Source organism: Pseudidiomarina homiensis (assembly GCF_003987225.1).
Lineage (GTDB): Bacteria > Pseudomonadota > Gammaproteobacteria > Enterobacterales > Alteromonadaceae > Pseudidiomarina > Pseudidiomarina homiensis.
On record NZ_PIPX01000001.1, the window covers coordinates 198509 to 219910 of the forward strand.

At 49.3% G+C, this 21402-nt stretch carries 24 protein-coding genes and 1 other RNA gene; 16 read left to right on the plus strand and 9 right to left on the minus strand.

Features of this window, described 5'->3' with window-relative positions:
- Positions 1-52: 52 nt before the first annotated feature.
- Positions 53-2521, minus strand: coding sequence for an acyl-CoA dehydrogenase FadE (fadE, locus tag CWI70_RS00915; protein ID WP_126769708.1), 2469 nt, complete (start codon positions 2519-2521; stop codon positions 53-55).
- 181 nt (positions 2522-2702) lie between these two features.
- Here fadE and CWI70_RS00920 point away from each other — a divergent pair, with 181 nt between their 5' ends.
- A complete protein-coding gene (locus CWI70_RS00920; protein WP_126769710.1) occupies positions 2703-3416 on the plus strand; it encodes a DUF3108 domain-containing protein in 714 nt (237 codons plus the stop codon).
- On the opposite strand, the gene purN is transcribed toward CWI70_RS00920, so the two are convergent.
- Together purN and purM are read right to left on the minus strand one after the other, a co-directional pair.
- Positions 3413-4051 carry a phosphoribosylglycinamide formyltransferase gene (gene purN / locus CWI70_RS00925; RefSeq protein ID WP_126769712.1) on the minus strand — a complete coding sequence of 213 codons (639 nt, stop codon included), beginning with the start codon at positions 4049-4051 and terminating at the stop codon, positions 3413-3415. The genes CWI70_RS00920 and purN overlap by 4 nt on opposite strands.
- Positions 4048-5106, minus strand: a complete 1059-nt coding sequence (gene purM, locus CWI70_RS00930) for a phosphoribosylformylglycinamidine cyclo-ligase (protein ID WP_126769713.1) — start codon at positions 5104-5106, stop codon at positions 4048-4050. Before purM ends, purN begins: the two co-directional genes overlap by 4 nt.
- Before the next feature lie 91 nt (positions 5107-5197).
- Between purM and rimI the strand changes: the two genes are divergently transcribed.
- The 8 genes from rimI (at position 5198) to CWI70_RS00970 (ending at position 11200) form a co-directional block, all read left to right on the plus strand.
- Positions 5198-6328, plus strand: a complete 1131-nt coding sequence (gene rimI / locus CWI70_RS00935; RefSeq protein WP_241967797.1) for a ribosomal protein S18-alanine N-acetyltransferase — start codon at positions 5198-5200, stop codon at positions 6326-6328.
- A gap of 61 nt (positions 6329-6389) precedes the next feature.
- Complete coding sequence (locus tag CWI70_RS00940; protein WP_126769715.1) at positions 6390-7490, plus strand: oxidoreductase; 1101 nt, start codon at positions 6390-6392, stop codon at positions 7488-7490.
- 3 nt (positions 7491-7493) lie between these two features.
- Positions 7494-8306: a DUF817 domain-containing protein gene (locus CWI70_RS00945; protein ID WP_241967798.1), complete on the plus strand. Its 813-nt coding sequence runs from the start codon at positions 7494-7496 to the stop codon at positions 8304-8306.
- Positions 8290-8700: a VOC family protein gene (locus CWI70_RS00950; protein WP_126769717.1), complete on the plus strand. Its 411-nt coding sequence runs from the start codon at positions 8290-8292 to the stop codon at positions 8698-8700. Before CWI70_RS00945 ends, CWI70_RS00950 begins: the two co-directional genes overlap by 17 nt.
- 59 nt (positions 8701-8759) lie before the next feature.
- Entirely contained in the window at positions 8760-9413 is a 654-nt protein-coding gene (gene elbB / locus CWI70_RS00955; RefSeq protein ID WP_126769719.1) for an isoprenoid biosynthesis glyoxalase ElbB, read from the plus strand.
- A 99-nt stretch (positions 9414-9512) separates the two neighbouring features.
- Positions 9513-9872: a transfer-messenger RNA gene (ssrA, locus tag CWI70_RS00960) on the plus strand.
- Positions 9873-10232: 360 nt separating this feature from the next.
- Positions 10233-10610, plus strand: coding sequence for a hypothetical protein (locus CWI70_RS00965; RefSeq protein ID WP_126769721.1), 378 nt, complete (start codon positions 10233-10235; stop codon positions 10608-10610).
- Between the two features lie 5 nt (positions 10611-10615).
- Positions 10616-11200, plus strand: a complete 585-nt coding sequence (locus CWI70_RS00970; protein ID WP_126769723.1) for a hypothetical protein — start codon at positions 10616-10618, stop codon at positions 11198-11200.
- On the opposite strand, the gene CWI70_RS00975 is transcribed toward CWI70_RS00970, so the two are convergent.
- Entirely contained in the window at positions 11197-11508 is a 312-nt protein-coding gene (locus CWI70_RS00975; protein WP_126769725.1) for a YebG family protein, read from the minus strand. The two genes, CWI70_RS00970 and CWI70_RS00975, sit on opposite strands and share 4 nt — an antisense overlap.
- Before the next feature lie 184 nt (positions 11509-11692).
- On the opposite strand from CWI70_RS00975, the gene CWI70_RS00980 reads away from it, so the two are divergent.
- Positions 11693-13045 (plus strand): diguanylate cyclase, encoded by a 1353-nt coding sequence (locus CWI70_RS00980; RefSeq protein ID WP_126769727.1) that lies wholly within the window; start codon positions 11693-11695, stop codon positions 13043-13045.
- 13 nt (positions 13046-13058) lie between these two features.
- On the opposite strand, the gene CWI70_RS00985 is transcribed toward CWI70_RS00980, so the two are convergent.
- Positions 13059-13991: an ATP-grasp domain-containing protein gene (locus CWI70_RS00985; protein ID WP_126769729.1), complete on the minus strand. Its 933-nt coding sequence runs from the start codon at positions 13989-13991 to the stop codon at positions 13059-13061.
- Positions 13992-14141: 150 nt separating this feature from the next.
- On the opposite strand from CWI70_RS00985, the gene CWI70_RS00990 reads away from it, so the two are divergent.
- Both CWI70_RS00990 and CWI70_RS00995 read left to right on the plus strand, forming a co-directional pair.
- Positions 14142-14363, plus strand: a complete 222-nt coding sequence (locus CWI70_RS00990) for a type II toxin-antitoxin system Phd/YefM family antitoxin (protein WP_126769731.1) — start codon at positions 14142-14144, stop codon at positions 14361-14363.
- Positions 14356-14697 carry a hypothetical protein gene (locus CWI70_RS00995; protein ID WP_126769733.1) on the plus strand — a complete coding sequence of 114 codons (342 nt, stop codon included), beginning with the start codon at positions 14356-14358 and terminating at the stop codon, positions 14695-14697. Before CWI70_RS00990 ends, CWI70_RS00995 begins: the two co-directional genes overlap by 8 nt.
- Here CWI70_RS00995 and CWI70_RS01000 read toward each other — a convergent pair.
- Entirely contained in the window at positions 14694-15602 is a 909-nt protein-coding gene (locus CWI70_RS01000) for a LysR family transcriptional regulator (protein ID WP_126769735.1), read from the minus strand. The genes CWI70_RS00995 and CWI70_RS01000 overlap by 4 nt on opposite strands.
- Before the next feature lie 110 nt (positions 15603-15712).
- Between CWI70_RS01000 and CWI70_RS12390 the strand changes: the two genes are divergently transcribed.
- The gene (locus CWI70_RS12390) at positions 15713-15862 is read left to right on the plus strand and encodes a hypothetical protein (protein ID WP_157980841.1); all 150 of its coding nucleotides are present in this window, start codon (positions 15713-15715) and stop codon (positions 15860-15862) included.
- 114 nt (positions 15863-15976) lie between these two features.
- Positions 15977-17416 carry an amidohydrolase family protein gene (locus tag CWI70_RS01005; protein WP_126769737.1) on the plus strand — a complete coding sequence of 480 codons (1440 nt, stop codon included), beginning with the start codon at positions 15977-15979 and terminating at the stop codon, positions 17414-17416.
- Here the strand turns inward: CWI70_RS01005 and CWI70_RS01010 are convergent.
- Complete coding sequence (locus tag CWI70_RS01010; protein ID WP_126769739.1) at positions 17413-18315, minus strand: cation diffusion facilitator family transporter; 903 nt, start codon at positions 18313-18315, stop codon at positions 17413-17415. The two genes, CWI70_RS01005 and CWI70_RS01010, sit on opposite strands and share 4 nt — an antisense overlap.
- A gap of 117 nt (positions 18316-18432) precedes the next feature.
- On the opposite strand from CWI70_RS01010, the gene CWI70_RS01015 reads away from it, so the two are divergent.
- On the plus strand, positions 18433-19134 hold the full coding sequence (locus CWI70_RS01015; RefSeq protein ID WP_126769741.1) for an OmpW/AlkL family protein: 702 nt from the start codon (positions 18433-18435) through the stop codon (positions 19132-19134).
- A gap of 200 nt (positions 19135-19334) precedes the next feature.
- Positions 19335-19733 (plus strand): thiol-disulfide oxidoreductase DCC family protein, encoded by a 399-nt coding sequence (locus tag CWI70_RS01025; RefSeq protein WP_258240556.1) that lies wholly within the window; start codon positions 19335-19337, stop codon positions 19731-19733.
- A gap of 20 nt (positions 19734-19753) precedes the next feature.
- On the opposite strand, the gene CWI70_RS01030 is transcribed toward CWI70_RS01025, so the two are convergent.
- Positions 19754-20212, minus strand: a complete 459-nt coding sequence (locus CWI70_RS01030) for an EVE domain-containing protein (RefSeq protein WP_126769743.1) — start codon at positions 20210-20212, stop codon at positions 19754-19756.
- Positions 20209-21393, minus strand: coding sequence for an efflux RND transporter periplasmic adaptor subunit (locus tag CWI70_RS01035; RefSeq protein ID WP_126769745.1), 1185 nt, complete (start codon positions 21391-21393; stop codon positions 20209-20211). The genes CWI70_RS01030 and CWI70_RS01035 overlap by 4 nt, the downstream gene beginning before the upstream one ends.
- Between the last annotated feature and the right edge of the window lie 9 nt (positions 21394-21402).

Here is a 21402-nt window from a genome sequence, read left to right on the forward strand (position 1 = left end):
GCGCCAATAGGCGCCGTTCTTATTTGTCTATAACGAGCACTTAAGTTAGCACTTAAGCTGCGTCAGACTTCTTTCCTTGACTCTTGCCTTGATTCTCGAGGGCCCACTCGCGTGCGGCTTTGCCGGCCATGAGATCTTCGTGAGCGAAGTCGTCAACGTTGATAACACGCAGACGGCCTTCTTCGGCACGTTTGAGTAGGGCAACTTCGTCGTCGCTTAAGACGCCAAGTTCTTTACCTTGCTCGGCCACTTTGTCCAAGAAGATAAACGGAATGCGCTTATTCGCGGCACGTTGTACACGGTCATGCAGCGGTTCGGCTTCGATAATGTCGAGCAGGGTTTGCTCGAGATAGCCGAACTGACCTTCTGGCGCCAAGAACTGGCCGGCGCCTAGGCGTTCGCGGCTCGCATTTGGTTTCAATAAGATCTTCGCTACTTTGCTGTCTAAGCGATCCGATGGGCGTTTCACGAAGCGACCAAACGGGTACATGATGACGCGCATAGCTTTACCGACGAAACCGAAGTTATCGAGCAGGTCCAATTGCGACTCTTGCAACTTGTGCAGGGTGTCTTGCATCGCCCAATGTAACAGCGGTAAGTCTTCGTGTTGACGGCCTTCGTCAGCGAAGCGTTTCAGGGTTGCCGAGCCAATGTACAAGTAGCTCAACATGTCGCCTAAGCGTGCAGAAATACGCTGTTTCCGCTTCAATGAGCCACCAAGTACGCCCATGGCAACATCTGATAACAATGCTAAGTTAGCGCTGAAGCGGTTCATTTGCTGGTAGTATTGCTTGGTGCTGTCTTTGTGTGGTGCGCTGCTGAAGCGATAACCGCCAAGACCGAGCGCTAATGAGCGCACAAAATTGCTCATCGCAAAGCCAATATGACCAAAGATAGCTTTGTCGAAGCGATTCAAGGCTTCAGAGCCTGATTCGGCTGACGCCAGCATTTCTTCGAGCACGTAAGGATGACAGCGGATTGCGCCTTGACCGTAAATCATCAAGCTACGGGTAAGAATGTTCGCGCCTTCCACGGTAATAGCAACAGGTACGCCTTGGTAACCGCGGCCCAAGTAGTTATTAGGGCCTAAACAGATGCCTTTACCACCATGTATATCCATGGCGTCATCCATACAGGCACGGAGTTTTTCGGTCATGTGGTACTTGGCAATCGCCGAAATGACAGACGGCTTTTCGCCTAAGTCGATGCCTTTGGTGGAGAAGCTGGTCACCGCGTCCATCAGGTAAGCGTTACCACCAATGCGGGCCATGGCTTCTTGCACACCTTCCATTTTACCGACTGGCAGGTTGAATTGGCGACGAATGTAAGAATAGGCGCCAGTTGCCAAAGCGATCGATTTGACGCCACCAGCACTGTTCGACGGCAGGGTAATCGCCCGACCAACCGACAAACACTCAACCAGCATCCGCCATCCTTTACCAGCCATGTCTTTACCACCGATGATGAAATCAAGTGGTACAAATACGTCTTCACCGCGAATCGGACCATTCTGGAAAGGCACGTTTAGCGGGAAGTGACGTCGACCGATTTCAACACCTTTGGTGTCGCGCGGAATGAGAGCCGCGGTAATGCCTAATGATTCTTTGTCGCCAATAAGGTGCTCGGGATCGTACAGTTTGAACGCCAAACCAAGTACGGTGGCAACTGGGGCCAAGGTGATGTAACGCTTGTTGAAGTTCAAGCGGATACCCACAACTTCTTTGCCTTCCCATTCGCCTTTACAGATCACGCCGGTGTCAGGAATAGAGCCAGCATCTGAACCTGCTTCTGGGCTGGTTAAGGCAAAGCACGGTACTTCTTCACCGGTCGCGAGGCGCGGCAAGTAGTAGTCTTTCTGTTCCTTGGTACCGTAGTGCTGTAATAGCTCGCCTGGGCCTAAAGAGTTTGGCACGCCAACGGTACTGGCTAGGATAGTACTAACGCCCGCGAGCTTTTGTAATACGCGTGATTGCGCGTAAGCTGAGAATTCCAAACCGCCATACTCTTTCTTGATAATCATGGCGAAGAACTTGTTGTCTTTTAGGTACTGCCAAACTTCTTCTGGCATGTCCGCAAGTTCATGGGTGGCTTCCCAATCGTTGAGCATCTTGCAAACTTCCTCGACTGGGCCGTCAAGGAAAGCTTGTTCTTCGCGGCTCAACTCAGCTTTTTGAATGCTATGTAGATTCTTCCACTCAGGTGCACCACGGAAGAGTTCTCCTTCCCACCAGGTCGTGCCAGCATCGATAGCGTCTTTCTCGGTTTCCGAGATCTCTGGCATGATTTTGCGATACATCGCCAGCAGTGATTTACTAATAAAACCACGGCGTACGGCAGTGATGTTAAGCGGCACTAAGACAATCGCTAACAGTATCCATAGCACTGGGCCGACGATATCGAAGAAACTACCAATCGCAAACATTGCGACCAAGCCAAGGCTGGTCACGAGTAGCGAGCTGCGGTAGTAAAGTAAGCCACCAAACACTAGCAAGGTGGCGATGATCCATAAGGCGACACTCATATTGATACTCCGTCGTTGTGGTTAGAGGTCTGACCAGTAAAGTTATGCATTGAGAGTAGTCAATTTGGGCGGCATTTTCAACCCTGATTGCACTTTTTCACGATGTTAAGGTCAGACCTTTCAAGTTAGTATAAATCCATACGTGGATGAACGTGCTGAAGATCGACGCACAGGAGTGAATATGAAACGTGTAGTCCCATTTTTGAGTCTGTCTTTGTTACTTGCGAACAGCGTGGTTGCGGCTGCTGAAAAGCAACCAGAACTGAGCACTTACGACGCGCGATACGAGGTTCAGCGTGGTGGCTCGAATTATGGCGAAGCCTTGCGCGCGCTTGTGCGTGATGACAGTGGCCGCTATCAACTCGAAAATGAAACCGAGATCTCGTTTTTGTTCTTGTCGGATGTGCGGCGTTACGCTTCGACCTTCGGTTTTAGCGACGGCCGAGTAGAACCGCAAACCTTTGCTTTCAAGCGTTCAGGAACTGGACGTAATAAGGGCATTCGCGTGCGTTTTGATACTGTGGCAAAGCAAGTTATCGATGTTGAGGCAGAAGCGCCGTTACCGGTAACGTGGCATGCTGGCCTGTTGGATGAGGCAAGTATGTTGGAGCAGTTGCGTTATGAGCTGCAGCATACGGACGCACAAGACTTTAGTTTTCAAATTATTGATGACAAAGGGAATAATGACGTGCAGAAGTTCCGCCGCGGAGCAATCGAGCAACTGAGCTTGCCCTATGGTGACATTGCAGCATTAAAAGTTGAACGCGTACGGGAATCCAAAAAACGTGAAACGATGTATTGGTTTGCGCCAGAACTAGATTACGTGCTGGTGAAAATGCAGCAACGCAAAGAGGGTGATGAAGTTGCCACCCTCTTATTGCAGCAGTTGGATTAGTCGGCTGCGTAACCTTGCGGGCCGAGTAAGGTGCTATCAAGTTCTGCACCTTTATCCGTCAGCTTCAGTCGACCTGAGCACAACCATTGCACCACCAGCGGATAAATGCGGTGCTCTTGCGCATGTACCCGTTGTTGCAGGTCACTTGCTTCGTCGCCTTCGAAAACGGGCACGCGCGCTTGCAGAATAACCGGCCCACCATCGAGTTCTTCGGTGACAAAATGCACCGATACACCATGTTCTTTGTCACCGTTATCGAGCGCACGCTGGTGCGTGTTGATGCCGCGGTACTTCGGTAACAACGACGGGTGAATATTCAGCATGCGGCCATGATAATGCTTGGTAAATTCGGCGGTTAGAATGCGCATAAAGCCAGCCAGCACTACAATGTCAGGCTTGAAGCCGTCGATGAGTTGTTGCAATTCGGCATCGTAGGCTTCGCGGGTCTCGTAATCTTTATGGGATAGAACTGCTGAAGGGATACCCGCAGCTGCGGCTTTTTCAAGGCCGCCAACATCGGCTTTGTTGCTGATGACGCCAACAACCTCGCCATCAATACGCTGTTGCGCGCAGGCGTCAACGATAGCCTGCATATTGGTGCCAGAACCACTAATTAAGACAACGATGCGCTTCATTCGGTGATTTCTACCTGTGCTTCGTCACCTTGTCGAGCCGCAACGTGGCCAATCACCCAAGCATCTTCGCCTTGCGCACGCAGCTCTTCGACAATAGCGTCAGCTTCCGACTGACGCACTGCCATAATTAAGCCAACACCACAGTTGAAGGTACGGTACATTTCTTTAGTCGTAACGTTGCCATTGTGCTGGAGCCAGTTGAAGACCGCCGGCCATTCCCAACTGCTATCATCAATCATCGCTTTGGCATCGTCAGGCAATGCGCGCGGGATGTTTTCCCAGAAGCCACCACCGGTGATGTGTGAGATAGCGTGCACGCTATGTTGCTCAAGCACTTTCAGTACTGATTTCACGTAAATCCGCGTCGGTGCGATTAAGTGCTCTGCGAGCGGTTTACCATCGAGTTCTTCGTTCGCAACGTCGGTACCACTGACTTCGATGATCTTACGAATAAGCGAGTATCCGTTGGAGTGTGGACCGCTTGATGCTAGCGCAATCAAGGCGTCACCAGGTGCTACTTTGCTACCGTCGATGATGTCTGCTTTTTCGACGACGCCAACGCAGAAACCAGCGATGTCATAGTCGCCTTGCTCGTACATGCCTGGCATTTCGGCAGTTTCACCGCCAATCAAGGCGCAGCCAGCTTGCACACAGCCTTCGCCGATCCCTGTTACCACATCTGCAGCAACGTCGACATCGAGCTTAGCGGTGGCGTAGTAGTCAAGGAAGAAAAGCGGCTCTGCACCTTGCACGATAAGGTCATTCACGCACATGGCAACTAAGTCGATTCCGACGGTATCGTGTTTACCAAGGTCGATAGCCAGTCGTAGTTTGGTACCGACGCCGTCGGTGCCCGCTACGAGTACCGGCTGCTTATACTTGGTAGGGAGTTCACATAAGGCGCCAAAACCACCAATTGAGCCCATGACTTCTGGGCGCGCAGTGCGCTTGGTAACACCTTTAATACGGTCGACTAAAGCATTACCTGCATCGATATCAACGCCGGCGTCTTTGTAGCTCAAAGAAGGTTTTTGATCGCTTTTTTGATCACTCACGGAAAGGTCCTCAATTGGTGCGAAAAATTTGCGCGCTAGTTTAGCACTTTCTGTTCACAACTGCGATATACTAAGCAGGCATTTCCACTTCATGGCACACAGCCCTATGCATACCGAACTCCTTGCCGCCCAGCGTCATCACCTTGACGCCCTTGAGCGTATTGAAGAAGCAAGCTTTAGCACCGACCGTATTAGTCGTCGCAGCTTCCGTCGTTTTATCGACCAAGGTATTGGTGATTTCCAAGTCGTAATGGAGGACGGCGAGGTGGTGGGTTACTACATTGTGCTGTATCGGCAGGCGACACAGTTGGCGCGCCTCTATTCATTAGCGGTTGATCCTGCGTACCGTCGTCGGGGGCTTGGCCGGCAATTACTCGCTGCGGCAGAACATGCAGCGGATGAACGTCATTGTTTATTTATGCGGCTTGAAGTAAAAACCGACAACGAAGCTGCGCTCGCGCTTTACCATAGCGCTGGTTACTACGATATGGAAATCCGTCCGGAATATTACGAAGACGATTCTGATGCCGTGGTATTGCAAAAGCTATTGCCGCGATTTGAGCCGCTAGCAGGGCAAAATGGCGAGCAACGTTTAGTGCCGTATCGTACCCAAACGACGGATTTTACCTGCGGCCCAGCAAGCTTGCTGATGGCCATGGCATTTTTTGATATTCCTTCGACGGACCCTGAGCATGAGGAGTTGGAGATCTGGCGTGAGGCAACCACGATTTTCATGACTTCTGGGCACGGTGGCTGTGGCCCTCACGGGCTTGCTCGCGCGGCCTTGCGGCGGGGCATGAAGGTTATCTTGCATGTGAGTCATGATGGTCCGGTGTTGATGGACTCGGTACGTAGTGCGGAAAAGAAACAAATCATGGCACGCATTCAAGAAAGTGACATTGCGGCCTTGCGAGCAGCCCGCGTACCGATCGTGGTAGGCGACTACAGTTTGGCGCAGTTAATGGAAGATCTTGCGGCAGGTAAAGTTGTCGTAGCACTTATCAGTACTTACGTGTTTGACGAGAGTAAAGCGCCGCACTGGGTGGTGATTTGTGCGGCTGACGAAAACTATATTTACATCAATGACCCTGATCAGGACTCATTGCCGTGGCAGTCACCGGCCGAGCGCCAATACTTGCCGATTCCGTTGGCGACCTTTCGGCGGGCCTTCGGCTTTGGGCGGCGCAAACAAAAAGCCGCGCTGGTTCTGAACCGTGCTTGATCAAATAGCGTAACTCACTTAGCGTACAGTTATGCTAAAACTTTTCTAAGTTGAGGATGTTATGTTTGATTCAGAGTTTTCGAGTATTGAATTTGCCGGCATGAAGCTTGCCAACCGTTTTGCCTTGGCGCCGATGACACGAGTTAGCGCACAGGCCAATGGCCGCGCTAATGAGCTGATGGTCGATCATTATAAACGCTACGCTGAAGGCGGCTTTTCGCTCATTATTACCGAGGGCATTTACCCAGACCAAGACGCGAGCCAAGGCTATGAGAATCAGCCTGGTCTTGCGGATGCATTGCAAGTGGAGTCGTGGGTGCCGGTGATTAAGGCAGTGCATGGCGCAGGTGCGAAGATCATTGCGCAGCTGATGCACGCCGGTGCGCAGATGCAATACAACCGTTTCGATAAACAACCGCTGGGTGTGACCGCACAGAAACCTGTGGGCAAGCCGTTGGGCCTTTATGGCGACCAAGAAGCGTGGCTCGAGCCGAAAGTAATGGACGAAAGTGACTTTGAGCGGGTTCTTAATGGCTTCTTGCATGGTATTCGTGGCGCCGTTGAAGCTGGCTTCGACGGTGTTGAGTTACACGGCGCCAATGGCTATCTGCTCAATGAAATTTTAAGCACGCACTTCAACACCCGTGACGACAAGTGGGGCGGTGAAATGCAACGCCGTGCACAGTTTGTCATCGACGTGGTAAAAGCTGCCCGTGAAATGGTTGCCGATGATTTTGTGCTGGGTATACGTTTGTCGCAAATCACCATTACTGATCCTGACTATCAGTGGCCAGAAGGCGAAGAGGGCTTTAACTGGTTAGTACAAGCGCTTGCTGAAGCGGGTATTGACTATATTCATACGACTGATAATGATGCGAATCGACCGGCGCTCAAAGATGGCGCGCGTTCGTTAGCTGAAGTGGTGCGTGATGCTGGCATTCCTTTGATTGTGAACGGTGGTATTGATGGCACAAATTATGCCAAGATGGCGGCACATTATCCTGGCGCGTTATTGGCACTGGGCAAAGCGGCGCTGGCTGATCCGCAGTTCGTTAAGAAAGTAGAAGACGGCGACAAGCCTGACGCACTGGACTTTGCCATGTTGCAGCCTATCGCCAACGTTGAAAACGAAATGCGCTGGCGCGCTGAGCAAGAAGATTAAAATGTGAAGACTTTTATTATTGAGTTTTGGCGATTTGGCTTAAAACAAGCCAACGCCTGCATGTTCGGCGGGTTTTTACTCGCCGTCATGCTGATCACCCGCTATTGGTATCCCATTGAAGGGTTACACCGCTACGATTTTATCTTTTTAGCGGCAATCGCTTTCCAAGTTTTCCTATTGGCTTTTAAGCTTGAAACCCTCCGCGAAGCCTTCGTTATTATCGTCTTTCACTTAGTCGCTACGGTGATGGAGTTGTTTAAGACTTCGGATGCCATTGGCGCCTGGGTTTACCCCGAAGCCTACGTGTTCGGCATCGCCAATGTACCGCTGTTTACTGGCTTTATGTATAGCGCCGTTGGGAGTTACTTAGCGCGAGTGTGGCGCTTGTTCGATTTTCAGTACTCTTATTATCCGCCGAAATGGGCGACGGTAGTGTTGGTGACCTTGGTCTACGTTAATTTCTTCAGCCATCATTTTATTTGGGACATCCGCTGGGTTTTATTAGCGGCGACACTGCTGATGTTCTACCGCACGACAATCTATTTCAAGGTGATTTCCAAGCATCGCAGTATGCCGTTATTGGTGGGCTGGTTCTTAGTGGCGATGTTTATTTGGTTTGCGGAAAACATTGCGACCTTTGCGAACATTTGGATTTATCCTAATCAGAGCAATGGCTGGGAAATGGTGCCATTGGCGAAGTTAAGTTCTTGGTTCTTGCTGATGTTACTGAGCTTTGTACTGGTGACGCTGATTAAGGACATTAAAGTGCGCGAGCGTGTAGCAAAAAAGGAGACTATAGATGAAGCCACAGATTAGCTATATCACCTTGGGCGTCGATGATCTCGAGCGCTCTGTGGCGTTTTACCGCGATGTACTCGGCTTGCCAACTGAAGGCATTATTGGCGAGGAGTTTGAGCACGGTGCTGTAGCCTTCTTCAAGATGGCTGGCGGGCTCACCTTTGCGTTGTGGTCGCGCGAGAGTATTGCCGCTGACTGCGGTGTCGTGGTTGGCACGCCTGACCCCACTGCGTTGATGCTGGCCCATAATGTCAGCAGTGCAGCAGAAGTTGACGAGTTGATGGCGGCGTTGCCGGAGCAGGCTGTGGTGAAACCAGCCCGCATACTCTTCTGGGGCGGTTATGGCGGTGTGTTTGCGGACCCTGATGGACATTTATGGGAAGTGGTTTTTAATCCCAAGCATACGGCTTGAAATGATGGTTTCCGCCACCATATTTAGGGTTAAGCGAGCAAGAAAAGGATAATTTAAGCATGAAAAAAGTAGCAGTATTACTCTCAGGTTCTGGCGTGTTTGATGGCGCCGAAGTCAATGAAGCGGTACTGACGCTTTTGCACATTAGTAAGCAGGGAGCGAGTTACCAATGCTTCGCTCCGGACGTTGACCAGTTGCACGTGGTCAATCACTTGAGCGGCGACGTGACTGAAGAGAAACGCAACGTGCTGGTTGAGTCTGCGCGTATTGCACGCGGCGAAGTGAAGCCACTAAGCGAACTCGATGCCGCCGAATTCGATGCCTTGATTCTGCCCGGCGGCTTCGGCGTAGCGAAGAATTTCTGTGATTTTGCCGTAAACGGTGCCGATATGACCGTTAATGAGCAGGTGCTAGCTGTGGGTAAAGCCTTTGTAGAGGCGCGCAAGCCCGCAGGTTACATGTGTATTGCTCCAGTCTTGCTACCGCATATTTATGGCGAAGGCGTGCGGGCGACCATTGGCTTTGACAAAGACGTCGCCAGTGCGATTGAGAAAATGGGTGGTAAGCACGTCGAATGCCCAGTTGACGACATCGTTGTTGATGACGCCAACCGCTTGGTGACCACGCCAGCCTATATGCTGGCGACGAATTTAGTCGATGCCGAGAAGGGCATCAGCAAACTGGTTGAGAAAGTGCTCTACATGGCCTCTTAATGGGGCCTGAGTGCGCAAAAAATCTGCGCTTGCGAGCGGAACTTCTAGCACTCAAGCGCAGTCTTAGGTATAGTAAGCACGTTGTAGAAAGAAAACCCTGGGGCTGATTTGGATTCGACGGGATACACGAAACCCAAGGTGCATGCCGAGGTGAGGCTGGCCTCGTAAAAAGCCTCAACTTAATAGTTGCAAACGACGACAACTACGCTTTAGCGGCTTAATAACCCGCTGAGTCCGACCCCTAGCGCTTTGTCTGTGAGACTAGGATCAGTCGGTTCACCCCAAAGCAGACTCGCGTGGAGGCTTCGCCCGTAGCCAAAGCGTTAAAACCAATCGGGATCGTCACCTTAAGTAGCCTGTCTGTCGGCGACTTGGTGATTAACTAAAAGACTGACTAAGCATGTAGGACCGAGGATGTAGGTATTACGGACGCGGGTTCAACTCCCGCCAGCTCCACCACATTCCATAAAAAGCCGCTCACCGAGCGGCTTTTTTTATGCCTGTCGCGCCACCACAGCAATGCCGCCGTAACCTTCTATACCTGTTGGCTCATCTTTTTAAATTCTTGAAACCATGCCGCGAAAATGAAGCAATGCGCTCGGTGCGTGTCAATTTTGGGGTGTAAGGGAGAGCATGAACCAATATTGATGCATTACATTCACGGTGCGTCAATTAGCATTCAACTAAAGCGATGAAATATGAAATTAATTGGAATAGTTAGCAAAACAGCTCACAAATAGCTGCAATCCATTCAAAACTATGTTGTTATTTCATCGAAGGTCGTAAAAATCTTGGTTCGCTATAAAGGACAGCAGGATTATGGAAATACGAAAATTCGCCTTAGTACTGATGGCATGTGCGGCAACAACACCGGCTTTCGCTAATGCGATATCTGGAGACAATGCAACTGAAAAAGCTGCCGAGACTGTGGTCGCACACGACGCCAATATCAATGCTGCGAAAGCGAAATTTGGTGCTTATATTCAGGCGAATTATGGCAATACTTTTTCTTGCGGCGCGCGTTTGCTAACGCCTGACGAAGCGCTGATGTATCGCTATACGGCAGGTGAGATTCGCGAGGTTGCAAGCTTCAGCGATGCCTTAAAGATAACGGATTACACGCCGATTTACGATCTGGCGAAGCTAAAGGCTCGGCCAGCGGTGGTGAGCCACACTTATTATATCGAGGACGAATGATGTTGATGGATAAACGCGCTATCGCAATGTGTGCCATTCTCGCTTGTTTATCGGGCGCAGCGGCGAGCAACGAAGCGACTGACGTATGCTTAACGCCTGGCACCGATTACTTGGCACTCGACTTTATGGCATTCGATCAAACCATGGAAGCGGGTTGGCGCGAAGTTGCAAATCGTGAGGGGTGCGCGGTTGCTGCGGCCGACCTTATCAAGGACTACCGAACGACGAAGTCTGACTTAAGCGAGGGTATGCTGAGCACGATGCGTTGGCATGAAGGCCAGATGCGTGCAGAGGCGGGGCAAAATGAGCAAGCGATTGCACTGTTCGAGACGACATACAAAGATAAAGAACACGACAGTTTCGGCTGGAATTACTATGTTGCTGCAACCATCGCTTTTCTTGAGCAAGATCGCGAAGCGTTAAGCACAGCACGAGAGCAGCTCGCGGCCTTACCTAAGCCCTCGGGTATGAATATGACAGATGCTGACGGCAACCCAGTTGAGATTGATTGGCCGCCGAACCTAAAAGTGGTCGACGGCTTTGTGGCCTGCTTTGGTAAGAGCTATGCCGAGTCGTATGGAGACTGCTAAGCAGCCTCGCTCTCTTTACTTTTTGCTGGCTCCTCAGGCTTCGCGGGCTCAGCAGCTTTTGCAGTTTTTTTCTTAGTCGGTTTTTTCGCGCCGAGAGCGATAAGCACTTGCTCGCGTTCGCGCGCCAAGAAAAACGCAAGGTCTTCAAGCTGCTTCTCTTCGGTAATGGTTTCGCTACGTTCGAGTAAAGGGAGGAGCTCATCCACCATGTCCAACATCTTGTCGTGGGCATCCGCTTCCGCTTTGGTGGTAAATGTCATTTTTTCCTCTCCGTCCCGCATAACAACGTATTGAGTTACGACTGCCATAGTTCTTCCTTCTGGCTAATTAAGTGATTACTGTACATTTATACAGTTTTAAGGGTTAAGTTACAACGGTTTTGCGGATTCGAATCCCAGATATGTCTAATTATTGGACACAAGAGTTGCGATAAATTGTATTTCAAGGTACACCTAAAAAGAAATCGTTTTATTACCTGATATAGGATTGCTTTTGACTATACGCAAACGCACAAAGGCTGGAGTGCTGGCCTTATTTGGAGTTGGACTTGTTGGTGTACTGAACCTCACTAATTCAGTTGTAGATCTACTTGACGATAGTTTCAAAGCTGAACGTGAAGATGAACTTCTTGCCGAACTATTGCTAGCAAAATCAAATTTAGAGTCGGAATTATTCCGTGATGTATTTCTGGTCGATAGCCTCGCGACGATTTTCAATATTGATCCCGTTGAGGCTGTCGTAAACTTCGATGAAATTGGGCAACACTTACTGCAAAAATCAGACAACATTCGAAATGTAGGTATCGCACCAAATGATGTGATAGAGCGGGTTATTCCACTTAAGCATAATGAAAAAGCAGTAGGCCTCGATTTCCGTACGATTCCAAAACAATATGCAACCGTGCAAAAGGCTCGAGAAAGGGAGGATATCTTCTTGTCTGGACCTGTTGAGCTTATCCAGGGCGGAAGAGCTCTTATTGCCCGCATACCTATCTTTAATGATTATCCAGTAAATTTAGATTATTGGGGCACCGTAAGCGTAGTGATCGATTACGATAAGCTCATGAAAAAAGCGGGTTTGCTTGGGATTAAAAACACCAAAATTGCCTTGAGGGGTATTGATGGCACTGGCGAATTTGGTGATGTATTTGAAGGCAATGAAGCGCTATTTAACGAGGCGGATTACAACGGAAAACTGATTATCCCCAATGGTGAATGGTGGGTTGCAGCTGATTTTTCACCTCAGCTAACGCCACAGCAAAAATTATTTCTAGAGTTAGTACTTGGGGGATTGATCGTTGTCTATATTTTGCTATTTGGTCTCATAACTTTATTGTGGGCTTTTTACCGAACTGAAAGACGACAAGCGAACGAAGATTCGTTGACCCACCTAGCCAATCGGAGATTTATGTTAGGTTATCTCTCACGCCGCTTTGCGTCGAAGAAGACCAACGATCAGTTTTGCCTTCTCGCCATAGATCTCAATCACTTCAAAGAGATAAATGATAACTTTGGTCATGCCATTGGCGATGAGGTTCTACAGGCTGTGGCTCGTCGTTTACAATCAGCTGTTCGCGGTGCTGATGAAGTGGCGCGCATGGGGGGCGACGAATTTTTGGTTGTCTTAAATCGTATCAAGGATCCCGGAAAACTAGAGCGAATTGTCACCAAAATCCGTAACACTGTCGAGCTAGATATGATTGTAATCGATGGTATTCCTATTCAGCCATCGATCAGTATTGGCGTAGCTTGCAGTAGTGAGCGAGAGAACTCAATTGAGCGACTTTTAACACTCGCCGACTTACGCATGTACGAAGACAAAACAGCTATAAAGCGCGGGAAATGATGCCTATCGAGCCTTACGCAATAGCTTTTGCGATAAGGTAATCCGCCAACGCCCCCATACCAGTGCGCGGTACGCCAGCACGTTGCTCCGCGCCTTGGTTGTAGTTAGTATTGGTATTCACGTCATAGACAAACAATTCACCGTCGGCATTTTCAATGAACTCAATACCGGCAACGTCAATGGCGTTGTCGTTTAAGAAGCCTTCCAGCTTGCCGATAATCGGGTGCTCGTCAAACCGCTGAGTGATAGTGAATTTCTCTGACGTTTGGTCCGTTGGGCAGAACTGATCTTCAATCGAGCAATTGTCGGCTGGGCATAGCTCGAAGCCGTCCTCGGTATTGACTTGCACGGTGTAGAGGAACTTGCGACCGATGAACTCAGCGCGAGTAATAAACGGCTCGCGTGGCTGAATGTATTCTTGCAATAACCACGTGCCATCAAGGGGCTCTTCTAAGCTCGGACTATTCAGGTAACTTTCAAGGCTAGCCAAGTCATCAAAGCGTTGCACGCCGAGGCCTTTGCCACCTCGGTTGGGCTTGAGAATGAGTGGCCACTGTTGAAAAGCGTCAGCGGCGGCCAATAAATGCTTTTTACCGACCACAGCATGAGTTCGCGGAACCTTTAGCCCAGCGCGCTCCAGCGCCGCATACTGCGATAGCTTACACACTTCGAGGGCAAGCACCGAGGTGTTATTCACCACGGTACGTCCAGCACTCTGTAACCAGGTCAACACAGCCTTCGTTAGTTCTGGTGCAAATCGATGGCCGCGGGTGTGCGACGACGCGCTCATACGGTTGTAGTAGATGGCGTCGGCTGGTGTGTCACTAAAACGCACTTCACCTTCGTCAAGGAACCATTCGGTTGCGCTAACGCCACGCTTTGCGAACTCAGCACGTAATGGCACCAACCACTCATCGTTCTCGTGAATCACTACGACTTCTTTCATGCTTACCTCTGCGCCATTGATGGTGCATGTATTACAGCGCTGTTGGGCAATGCGATCAATCTGATTTGGTTATATGGCGGATGCGATTGGAATATCTAACAACTGCTGCTAATATTAAACGGTCTTTAAAAAGACTTTTAAGAGGCGGCTATGAAAACTGAAACAGTGACGTATTTAAAAGAAAATGCGAATAATCTTGAGTTGAAAGAAGAGTTGCTGGTGACCAAAAAGGGTAAACCAGCATTTGTCATTCAATCTTATGATGATTATGAGTTTCAACAGGAGACGATTGCTTTACTGAAGCTTTTGAGTTTGTCAGAGAAGTCGTTGCAAAATGGCGAGTTGAGTCTTGGTGAAGCCTTCGATGTCTGAGTATCGTATTGTTGCTTCACGTGTTTTTAGGCTATCTGTGCAGCGGCTCAAAGGGTTTCTGTCCCATCAGTACTCAACCGAATTAGCCGATAAGACGTTACTCGAGGTGCAGCAAAAAATCGGGCAGGCCCTGCCTAAGCATCCGCGCATAGCACCGGTAAGTGAACGGCTTCTAGAGTTAGGTGTGCAACACTATCGGCAATGGCACATCGACCAACATAACATTGTTTTTTATCGCCTCGACGAGAGTCGAAAAGTGGTCGAACTGTTGCTCATTATGGATACACGGCAAAGCCTGCGTAAATTGTTATTCGAGGTGAACCTGCTAAGCTAGCCGAGCTTCTCTTGTAAAAAATCAAGCGCAGCAGAAACGGCTGCGGACATGTATTTGCGTTCGGGGTAGACCAGATGCACGGGCACCGGTTGTGGCATAAAGTCTTCGAGCGCAGTTTCGATCTCACCAGATTCTATAAGTTCATTCAGCGAATAACTCGGCATATAGGCCAAGCCTAAGTCGGCTTGCAATGCGGAGCGCATGGCGCGGTTGTCGGAAACGAAAAAGCGCCCATTCACCGTGATTTGAATCAGTTCGTCGTTGTCATAGAAACGCCATTGCCGATCAGTCACGCGTGCGCTGTCGGTGATGCACTGATGTTTGCCTTCTTTGTAGCTTAATTCATGGGGATGTTGCGGCTTTGCGTGGCGCTCAAAGTAGCCTTTGGAGCCGACCAGAACGATTTGCAAAGGCGCGAGCTTACGAAAGTACAAAGTTGAGTCTTTTAAAGTGCCGCAGCGAATACCAATATCGATGTTTTCGGCAACCAAATTGGTGAGTCTGTTACTAAGTTGCAGATCAACGTCGACTTCAGGAAAACGTTCAAGAAATTCGGGCATCAGTGGCGCAACCTGAGTAGAACCGAAATTCACCGGCGCCGATAACGTGATGCGGCCACTTGGCGAGCTGCGCATGGCATTAATGTGCTCAAAGGCTTGTTCGGTTTCGGCGACGATATCGCGACAGTGTTGATAGAAATTGAGTCCAGCCACGGTTGGATTGAGCTTGCGGGTGGTGCGCGTCAGCAACTTGGTTTGCAGCTCAGCTTCAAGGCGGGTAATCGCCTTACTGACCGCACTCTTGGAGATCTCAAGTTTCTCAGCGGCGCGGGTAAAACTACCTTGGTCGATAATCGCAGCGAAGATCGCCATGTCACTCATGCGGTCAAGCATAATGCCTCTCATAATGTTTCCAAATGGAAACAATGTTATTCATAAAGACCATCTAATCATTTAATTTAGAAACAATATACTTCTTCATGTCGAAACACACTATTTAATTTTTGGAGATTGACATGAAAGTATCAAAACAATTCTGGCAAGCATTAGCGCAAGTCGCACGCGGTACCATCGTGCATCAAGGTAATTATAAAGTGGCTGAGCGGCAGCCGCTGATCAAACCACACGGCTATGATGAATTAATGAAGCACGTGAAATGCTGTTAAGTGAATAATTTGCAATTTAAGTAATCTTTCCTAAGCTTATTTTTAACATTTAAAGGCGTCCGTAGGGCGCCTTTTCTTTGGCTTTAAAAGAACAAAAATAAGCGAGGGAACAGCATGAAAATTTCTTTACCTCTTATACTCACGCTGGGCTTAATGACCGCCAGCGCATTTGCTCAACAACAAGTCCTTAAAGGTGCAACGCTATACGATGGAAACGGTGGCGAGCCTATCGAAAATAGCGTTGTGGTAGTCGAAAAGGGCACCATTAGCTGCGTTGGTTCTGACTGTACTATTCCAAAACATGCTGAAATTATTGATGTTTCAGGAAAGTACCTCACTCCAGGTTTGGTCGATTCCCATGTGCATTATGCCGCCAGCGGTTGGTTTGATACTCGAAGAATATTTCCAATGCTGCGAGGGGCCTATGATTTAAATGAGGCACAAGATGCTTTAAAGCACAACATCGAGGAGTTTGATCAAAGTTATCTCTGTTCAGGAGTTACGGCGGTATTTGACACTGGGAGCTTTCCGTGGACTGTGTCATTGCAGCAAACATCGGTTGGGAGTGACAGTAAACCGCGCTTCGTTGCGGCTGGTCAATTAATTACGCATGCTACCAACTGGATAGGTAAAGATGTTCTTACACACCAAAAATATGAGGGCACTCATGAGTTCTTGCCGATGAACTCTGACGATGCAGCATTGAGTAGTGTGGCAACTATCGCTGCCAGCGGAGCGAGTGCTGTGAAGGTCTGGTTCACCAGACCAGCGCCCGAACGTGCGCTGGAATTACGTGAACGTCTGGGTGTGATTGGTGATGCTGTAAAACGTAATAAGCTTTTATTTATCGTCCACACAGACAGCCTTGAGGATGCTAAAGCTGCAGTTGTTGCTGGTGCAGATGTATTGGTTCACGGAGTTCGAAATACCCTTATTGACGACGAATTTATAGAACTAATGAGGCAGCATGATGTGGTCTATCAGACAACCATGACAGTGATGTTTGATGCTCCTAGCGTGCTTGATTTGATGACGGGTAGCGAACCCTATTTCGATGATCCCAATCACTGCATTCCACCGCGTACCCGTGCTTTAGTAAGAGATGGTTATAAAAAATTGACTGGACCTTTTTCGCAGAACTTCACAAGAGCGGATGAAGAAGAGTTAATTCTAGATACCGGTGCAAGGATCTTTCGCGCACAACATAATTTAAAACAACTGCATGAGCTTGGCCTGACGGTGGCGGCCGCCACTGATGCGGGCAATCCCCAAACTTATCATGGGCCATCGATCTACGGTGAGATGGAACTCATCCAGGCAGCTGGCGTACCTGCGGGTGATGTGATTGTCATGGCCACTAAAAACGGTGCCAAAGCTATGGGGCTAGAGGGCACACTCGGCACGGTTGAAGTTGGCAAGAACGCTGATTTAGTGGTGCTCGAAGAAGACCCAGGCAAAGACGTCTCAGCATTCCGCAGCATTACCCATGTGATGCGTTTCGGTAAGTTGCATAGCATCGCTGACTTAAGTTACGCCAATGAGAATGCCGACTAGTCTAGTCGGCAGGCCTCGGATTTAAACTCCAGTTCGATGGTGGTGTGGAAGATGTCAAAATCGGCGACCGCTTGGTTGATGGCTTCTTTGACGGCGAAGTAGTGTTCGCTGTCATTGAAGTCTTCGGTCAACTCGACGTGTGCGGTGAGCACGTGAGACTCGCCGTCCAGTGACCACAAATGCATGTGGTGAATGTTGGCTACTTGCTCGACCGCCCGTATCGCGTCTTGTACTTCTTGATAGAGCTGAGGATTAGGGTTGGCTTGGCTAAACAGCTTTAAGGTCTCGATAAGGTTGCGTACAACATTAATCAGTATAAAGGCGGTGAATGCGATCGATAGTAGGGGATCGATAATCGGCCAGTCGACAAAAGTCATGACAATCGCGCCGATCAGAACCGCGACCCAGCCCAAAACATCTTCAAGTAAATGCCAGTTCAGCACACGTTCATTAAGTGTTTCACCAGCCGAGAGTTTGAAGGCGGCAAAGCCATTGACCACCACACCCAGAATCGCCAAGTAAATCATTCCTTCGGTATTGGGCATCACTGGGTCGGTAAGGCGTGGTATCGCTTCGAACAATACCCAAGTCGAGCCAGCTAGCAATACAATCGCGTTAATCAACGCGCCGAGTAAGCTAAAGCGCTTATAGCCATAGGTAAACCCGGTCGTCGCTTGTTTTGCACCGAGTTTATTGAGTAGCCATGAAAGCCCCAATGACAGGCTGTCACCGAGGTCGTGTACGGCATCAGCAATGATGGCGGTACTGTTGGTCAGCACGCCGCCAATAAACTCGATGATGGTAAAAAAGAAATTGAGCCAAAATGCCAAACCAATACGTTTTGACGACGCATCGCCGTGGTGGTGATGGCCGTGATGGTGTCCGTGGTGGTGTCCCATAAGCCTCTAACTTGTCGTCGTTTTTTTCAGTATAGAGCAGAAATCAAGCTTGATCGAGATCAAGGTTTTTCGAGCATAACCCCATAAACTATAGGGGAATTAACTAAGGAGTGCTGTATGAAAACCTCATTGATCGTAAGTAGCTTATTCATTGCCGGTCTTGCGTCGCCATTCGCGGCGGCAGACACATTTTCGGTTAACGTTGGCGCCATTGGCGTCATGCCAAATGATGATAGCGCATCGTTACCGGTAATTGAATCGGTTGTTGGCTTAGACGCTGGCAGTACTGGTGTCACCGTAGATGAAAATACCCAGTTAGGAATTACCTTTGACTACCGTCTAAGTCCTAATTGGAGCCTCGAGCTCGTGGCTGCAACACCGTTCAAACATGAGATTCATGGCACCGGCGCAATTGATGGCTTGAAAATTGGTGAAACCAAGCATCTTCCGCCAACTTTATTGGCGCAATATCACTTCACTTTATCGAATGATGCGATTGACCCCTTTGTTGGTTTTGGCGTGAATTACACCACATTCTTTGAAGAGAAAATTAGTCCGGAGCTCGGTGGCGTGCTGACCGATTTAGCTGTGATCACGGCTGATGATGAGGTTGAACTTGCACTTTCAAACAGCTGGGGATTCGCACTGCAAGCCGGTGTGAACATCGAATTAGCAGACAATTGGGGCTTGCACTTAATGGTCAGTCGCATGGCGATAGATACGGTCGCTGATGTACGTATCAATGGTGCCACCGCAGAGTCTGTTGCGGTCGATATCGATCCGACAGTGGCTATGTTTGGTATTCGCTATAGCTTCTAAGGAGGCGTTTTATGCAATTACTTAAAGAGTTTGTATCCGATCCAGTTATTTTTTCTCGTTCACAGGGCTAGCGGTAGTTATCGGTATTTGCATCTTCTATGTGATTTATTTTATCGCGAAGGTGAACGGTGAAGACTGATCGCTAAAAAGCTGGCTTTCGTAACCATTGTTTGAGTGACCAATTGTTTATGGAGGCCAGCTTGGCGGCACAGTTAATTTTGTTCTATGACGGCGGTTGCCCCTTGTGCGTACACGAGATGCGTCAACTTAAAGCGCTTGCTCAAAAACGACAGCAGCAGCTGCAGTTTGAGGACATCTGGGCGCATGATTTTACTGAGCGCTTTCCACATATTGATACTGCACAGGCGAACCGTATTTTACACGGCCAGCAAGCTGACGACACGATGCTTTATGGCTTGGATGTGACCCATGCAGCCTGGTCCGCAGTGGGGAGAGGCTGGCTGACAGCGCCATTACGTTGGCCTCTTGTGCGTTGGCTCGCTGACAAAGGTTATTTGGGTTTTGCCAAACATCGCAATCGTATTTCAAAATTGATCACCGGCAAGGAGCGTTGCTTGCAATGCTCACTCGACGAATAAAGCACGGGTGTTGAATCGGTCTAGGTGAGCTGTTTTAGTACAGCCTGATATTCGGCTTTTGCAAATGGTACAACACTTAAACGTGAGCCTTTTTGCACTAGCGGGTTGTCGGCAAGTGTCGGCAACTGCTTCAATTGCTGTAACGTTAACACGCCACTGAATTTTCGTATGAAACGCAATTTTATCGCGCTCCAACGCGGGGCTTCGTGTGTTGATTTGGCATCAAAGTAGGGTGAGTTAGGCTCAAACTGCAGCGGATCGACAAACGCCTCTTCGATGACTTCAGCTAGGCCGACAATACCGACTTTGGCGCAGCTGGAATGATAGATAAAAACGTGATCACCAACGTTCATATCGCGTAAGAAATTGCGTGCCTGATAGTTACGTACACCGTCCCAGACCATGCCCTTGTCGCCAGCTTTGCCGATGTCATCGATGCTGCATTCATCAGGTTCTGTTTTGACCAACCAATACTTCATAACTGTACGTTCATGCCATTTTCTAAATCACTGCTCGGATGGTTCACAACGCGCATGCCCGGCTCGAGGCCTTGTAGAATCTGGCGATAGATCCCACTTTGAAATCCAACCTTGAGCGCACGCTGTTCAATTTGTCCGTCATGATACACGAAAACCTGCCATTGCTGGTCTTGTCGAAACAGCGCGGTAATCGGAACGGCCAAAGTTTGTGCAGCTTGCTCAACGACAATGTCGGCATTAACGCGATAATCGTTACCTAATTCAGGAGTTGGCTCGGTAAATTCAATAAAAACGCTTACGCGTTGCTCCTCAATGCCCAGCGCAGAAATGCGGGTGAAGCCAGCCGGATTAACACGACGAACGATACCGCTGAGAACCTCTTGGCCGCCCCATTGGTTGATTCTTGCTGGCATGCCGGGTCGTACTTTTACCGCGGCGCTGCTTAGCAGATCAACTTGTACCTCAAGCTCTTGCAAGTCACCCAGTTCAAGAATGGTTTCGCCGGCAGCGACGACGCCTTCGCAACAGCGATAGCGCTGTAACACTGTTCCGCTAATCGGGGCGGGGACTTCGAGAACGCGGTTTTTATCACTGTTACGCGAGCCCTCGGCTATTTCTAAGACCAGTTTGGCATTGCTAACATCAGCTTGTGCAACTGCAACGGCAGCGGTGGCTGAGCGTAAATTCGATTGCGCGCGAAACAGGGCAGTTTGTGCCCGTTCCATATCCACTGTCGAGGCAATACCGGCGTCGTGTAGTTTCTGAATACGTTGTTGTTCATTCGTTGCCAGTTGCGCTTCGCTCTCGCTATTTTGTTGTAGTGCGATGGCAGCTTGCAAACGGGCTTCGGCTGCATTCAAGGTCTGTACGGCTTGTTCGCGGCTACGTTGATCCAGCGCTGGTGTTGGGCTGGGTTCAACTAAAAATACGGTATCGCCTTGTTGTACGAGATCGCCAGGCTCGAGAACGACGCGTCGCAAATAGCCTGCTATTGGTGCGGAGACTTGATAGGTGTTACGCAAATGCGTGCGGCCTTCGTCGTTCACCGTTGCTGCCAATGGGCCTTCATAGACTGTGGTAACAACCACTTGTGGTGGTTCCGGCCGCAGGCTATACACGAGTGCAATAACGACTAGTGCAAGTAGTAACCATGGGAGCGTTTTCGCCAGCGGTTTTTTCATAGTGTGTTC

Excerpts from the sequence above, each read along its gene's own strand:
- CWI70_RS00965 (WP_126769721.1), top strand. The coding sequence starts at position 10,233 with ATGGAAATACGAAAATTCGCCTTAGTACTGATGGCATGTGCGGCAACA.
- CWI70_RS01015 (WP_126769741.1), top strand. The coding sequence starts at position 18,433 with ATGAAAACCTCATTGATCGTAAGTAGCTTATTCATTGCCGGTCTTGCG.
- rimI (WP_241967797.1), top strand. The coding sequence starts at position 5,198 with ATGGCACACAGCCCTATGCATACCGAACTCCTTGCCGCCCAGCGTCAT.
- CWI70_RS00940 (WP_126769715.1), top strand. The coding sequence starts at position 6,390 with ATGTTTGATTCAGAGTTTTCGAGTATTGAATTTGCCGGCATGAAGCTT.
- CWI70_RS00950 (WP_126769717.1), top strand. The coding sequence starts at position 8,290 with ATGAAGCCACAGATTAGCTATATCACCTTGGGCGTCGATGATCTCGAG.
- CWI70_RS00970 (WP_126769723.1), top strand. The coding sequence starts at position 10,616 with ATGGATAAACGCGCTATCGCAATGTGTGCCATTCTCGCTTGTTTATCG.
- CWI70_RS12390 (WP_157980841.1), top strand. The coding sequence starts at position 15,713 with ATGAAAGTATCAAAACAATTCTGGCAAGCATTAGCGCAAGTCGCACGC.
- purN (WP_126769712.1), bottom strand. The coding sequence starts at position 4,051 with ATGAAGCGCATCGTTGTCTTAATTAGTGGTTCTGGCACCAATATGCAG.
- CWI70_RS01030 (WP_126769743.1), bottom strand. The coding sequence starts at position 20,212 with ATGAAGTATTGGTTGGTCAAAACAGAACCTGATGAATGCAGCATCGAT.
- CWI70_RS00985 (WP_126769729.1), bottom strand. The coding sequence starts at position 13,991 with ATGAAAGAAGTCGTAGTGATTCACGAGAACGATGAGTGGTTGGTGCCA.
- elbB (WP_126769719.1), top strand. The coding sequence starts at position 8,760 with ATGAAAAAAGTAGCAGTATTACTCTCAGGTTCTGGCGTGTTTGATGGC.
- CWI70_RS00975 (WP_126769725.1), bottom strand. The coding sequence starts at position 11,508 with ATGGCAGTCGTAACTCAATACGTTGTTATGCGGGACGGAGAGGAAAAA.
- CWI70_RS00920 (WP_126769710.1), top strand. The coding sequence starts at position 2,703 with ATGAAACGTGTAGTCCCATTTTTGAGTCTGTCTTTGTTACTTGCGAAC.
- CWI70_RS01010 (WP_126769739.1), bottom strand. The coding sequence starts at position 18,315 with ATGGGACACCACCACGGACACCATCACGGCCATCACCACCACGGCGAT.
- fadE (WP_126769708.1), bottom strand. The coding sequence starts at position 2,521 with ATGAGTGTCGCCTTATGGATCATCGCCACCTTGCTAGTGTTTGGTGGC.
- CWI70_RS01035 (WP_126769745.1), bottom strand. The coding sequence starts at position 21,393 with ATGAAAAAACCGCTGGCGAAAACGCTCCCATGGTTACTACTTGCACTA.
- CWI70_RS00990 (WP_126769731.1), top strand. The coding sequence starts at position 14,142 with ATGAAAACTGAAACAGTGACGTATTTAAAAGAAAATGCGAATAATCTT.
- CWI70_RS01000 (WP_126769735.1), bottom strand. The coding sequence starts at position 15,602 with ATGAGAGGCATTATGCTTGACCGCATGAGTGACATGGCGATCTTCGCT.
- CWI70_RS00995 (WP_126769733.1), top strand. The coding sequence starts at position 14,356 with ATGTCTGAGTATCGTATTGTTGCTTCACGTGTTTTTAGGCTATCTGTG.
- CWI70_RS01005 (WP_126769737.1), top strand. The coding sequence starts at position 15,977 with ATGAAAATTTCTTTACCTCTTATACTCACGCTGGGCTTAATGACCGCC.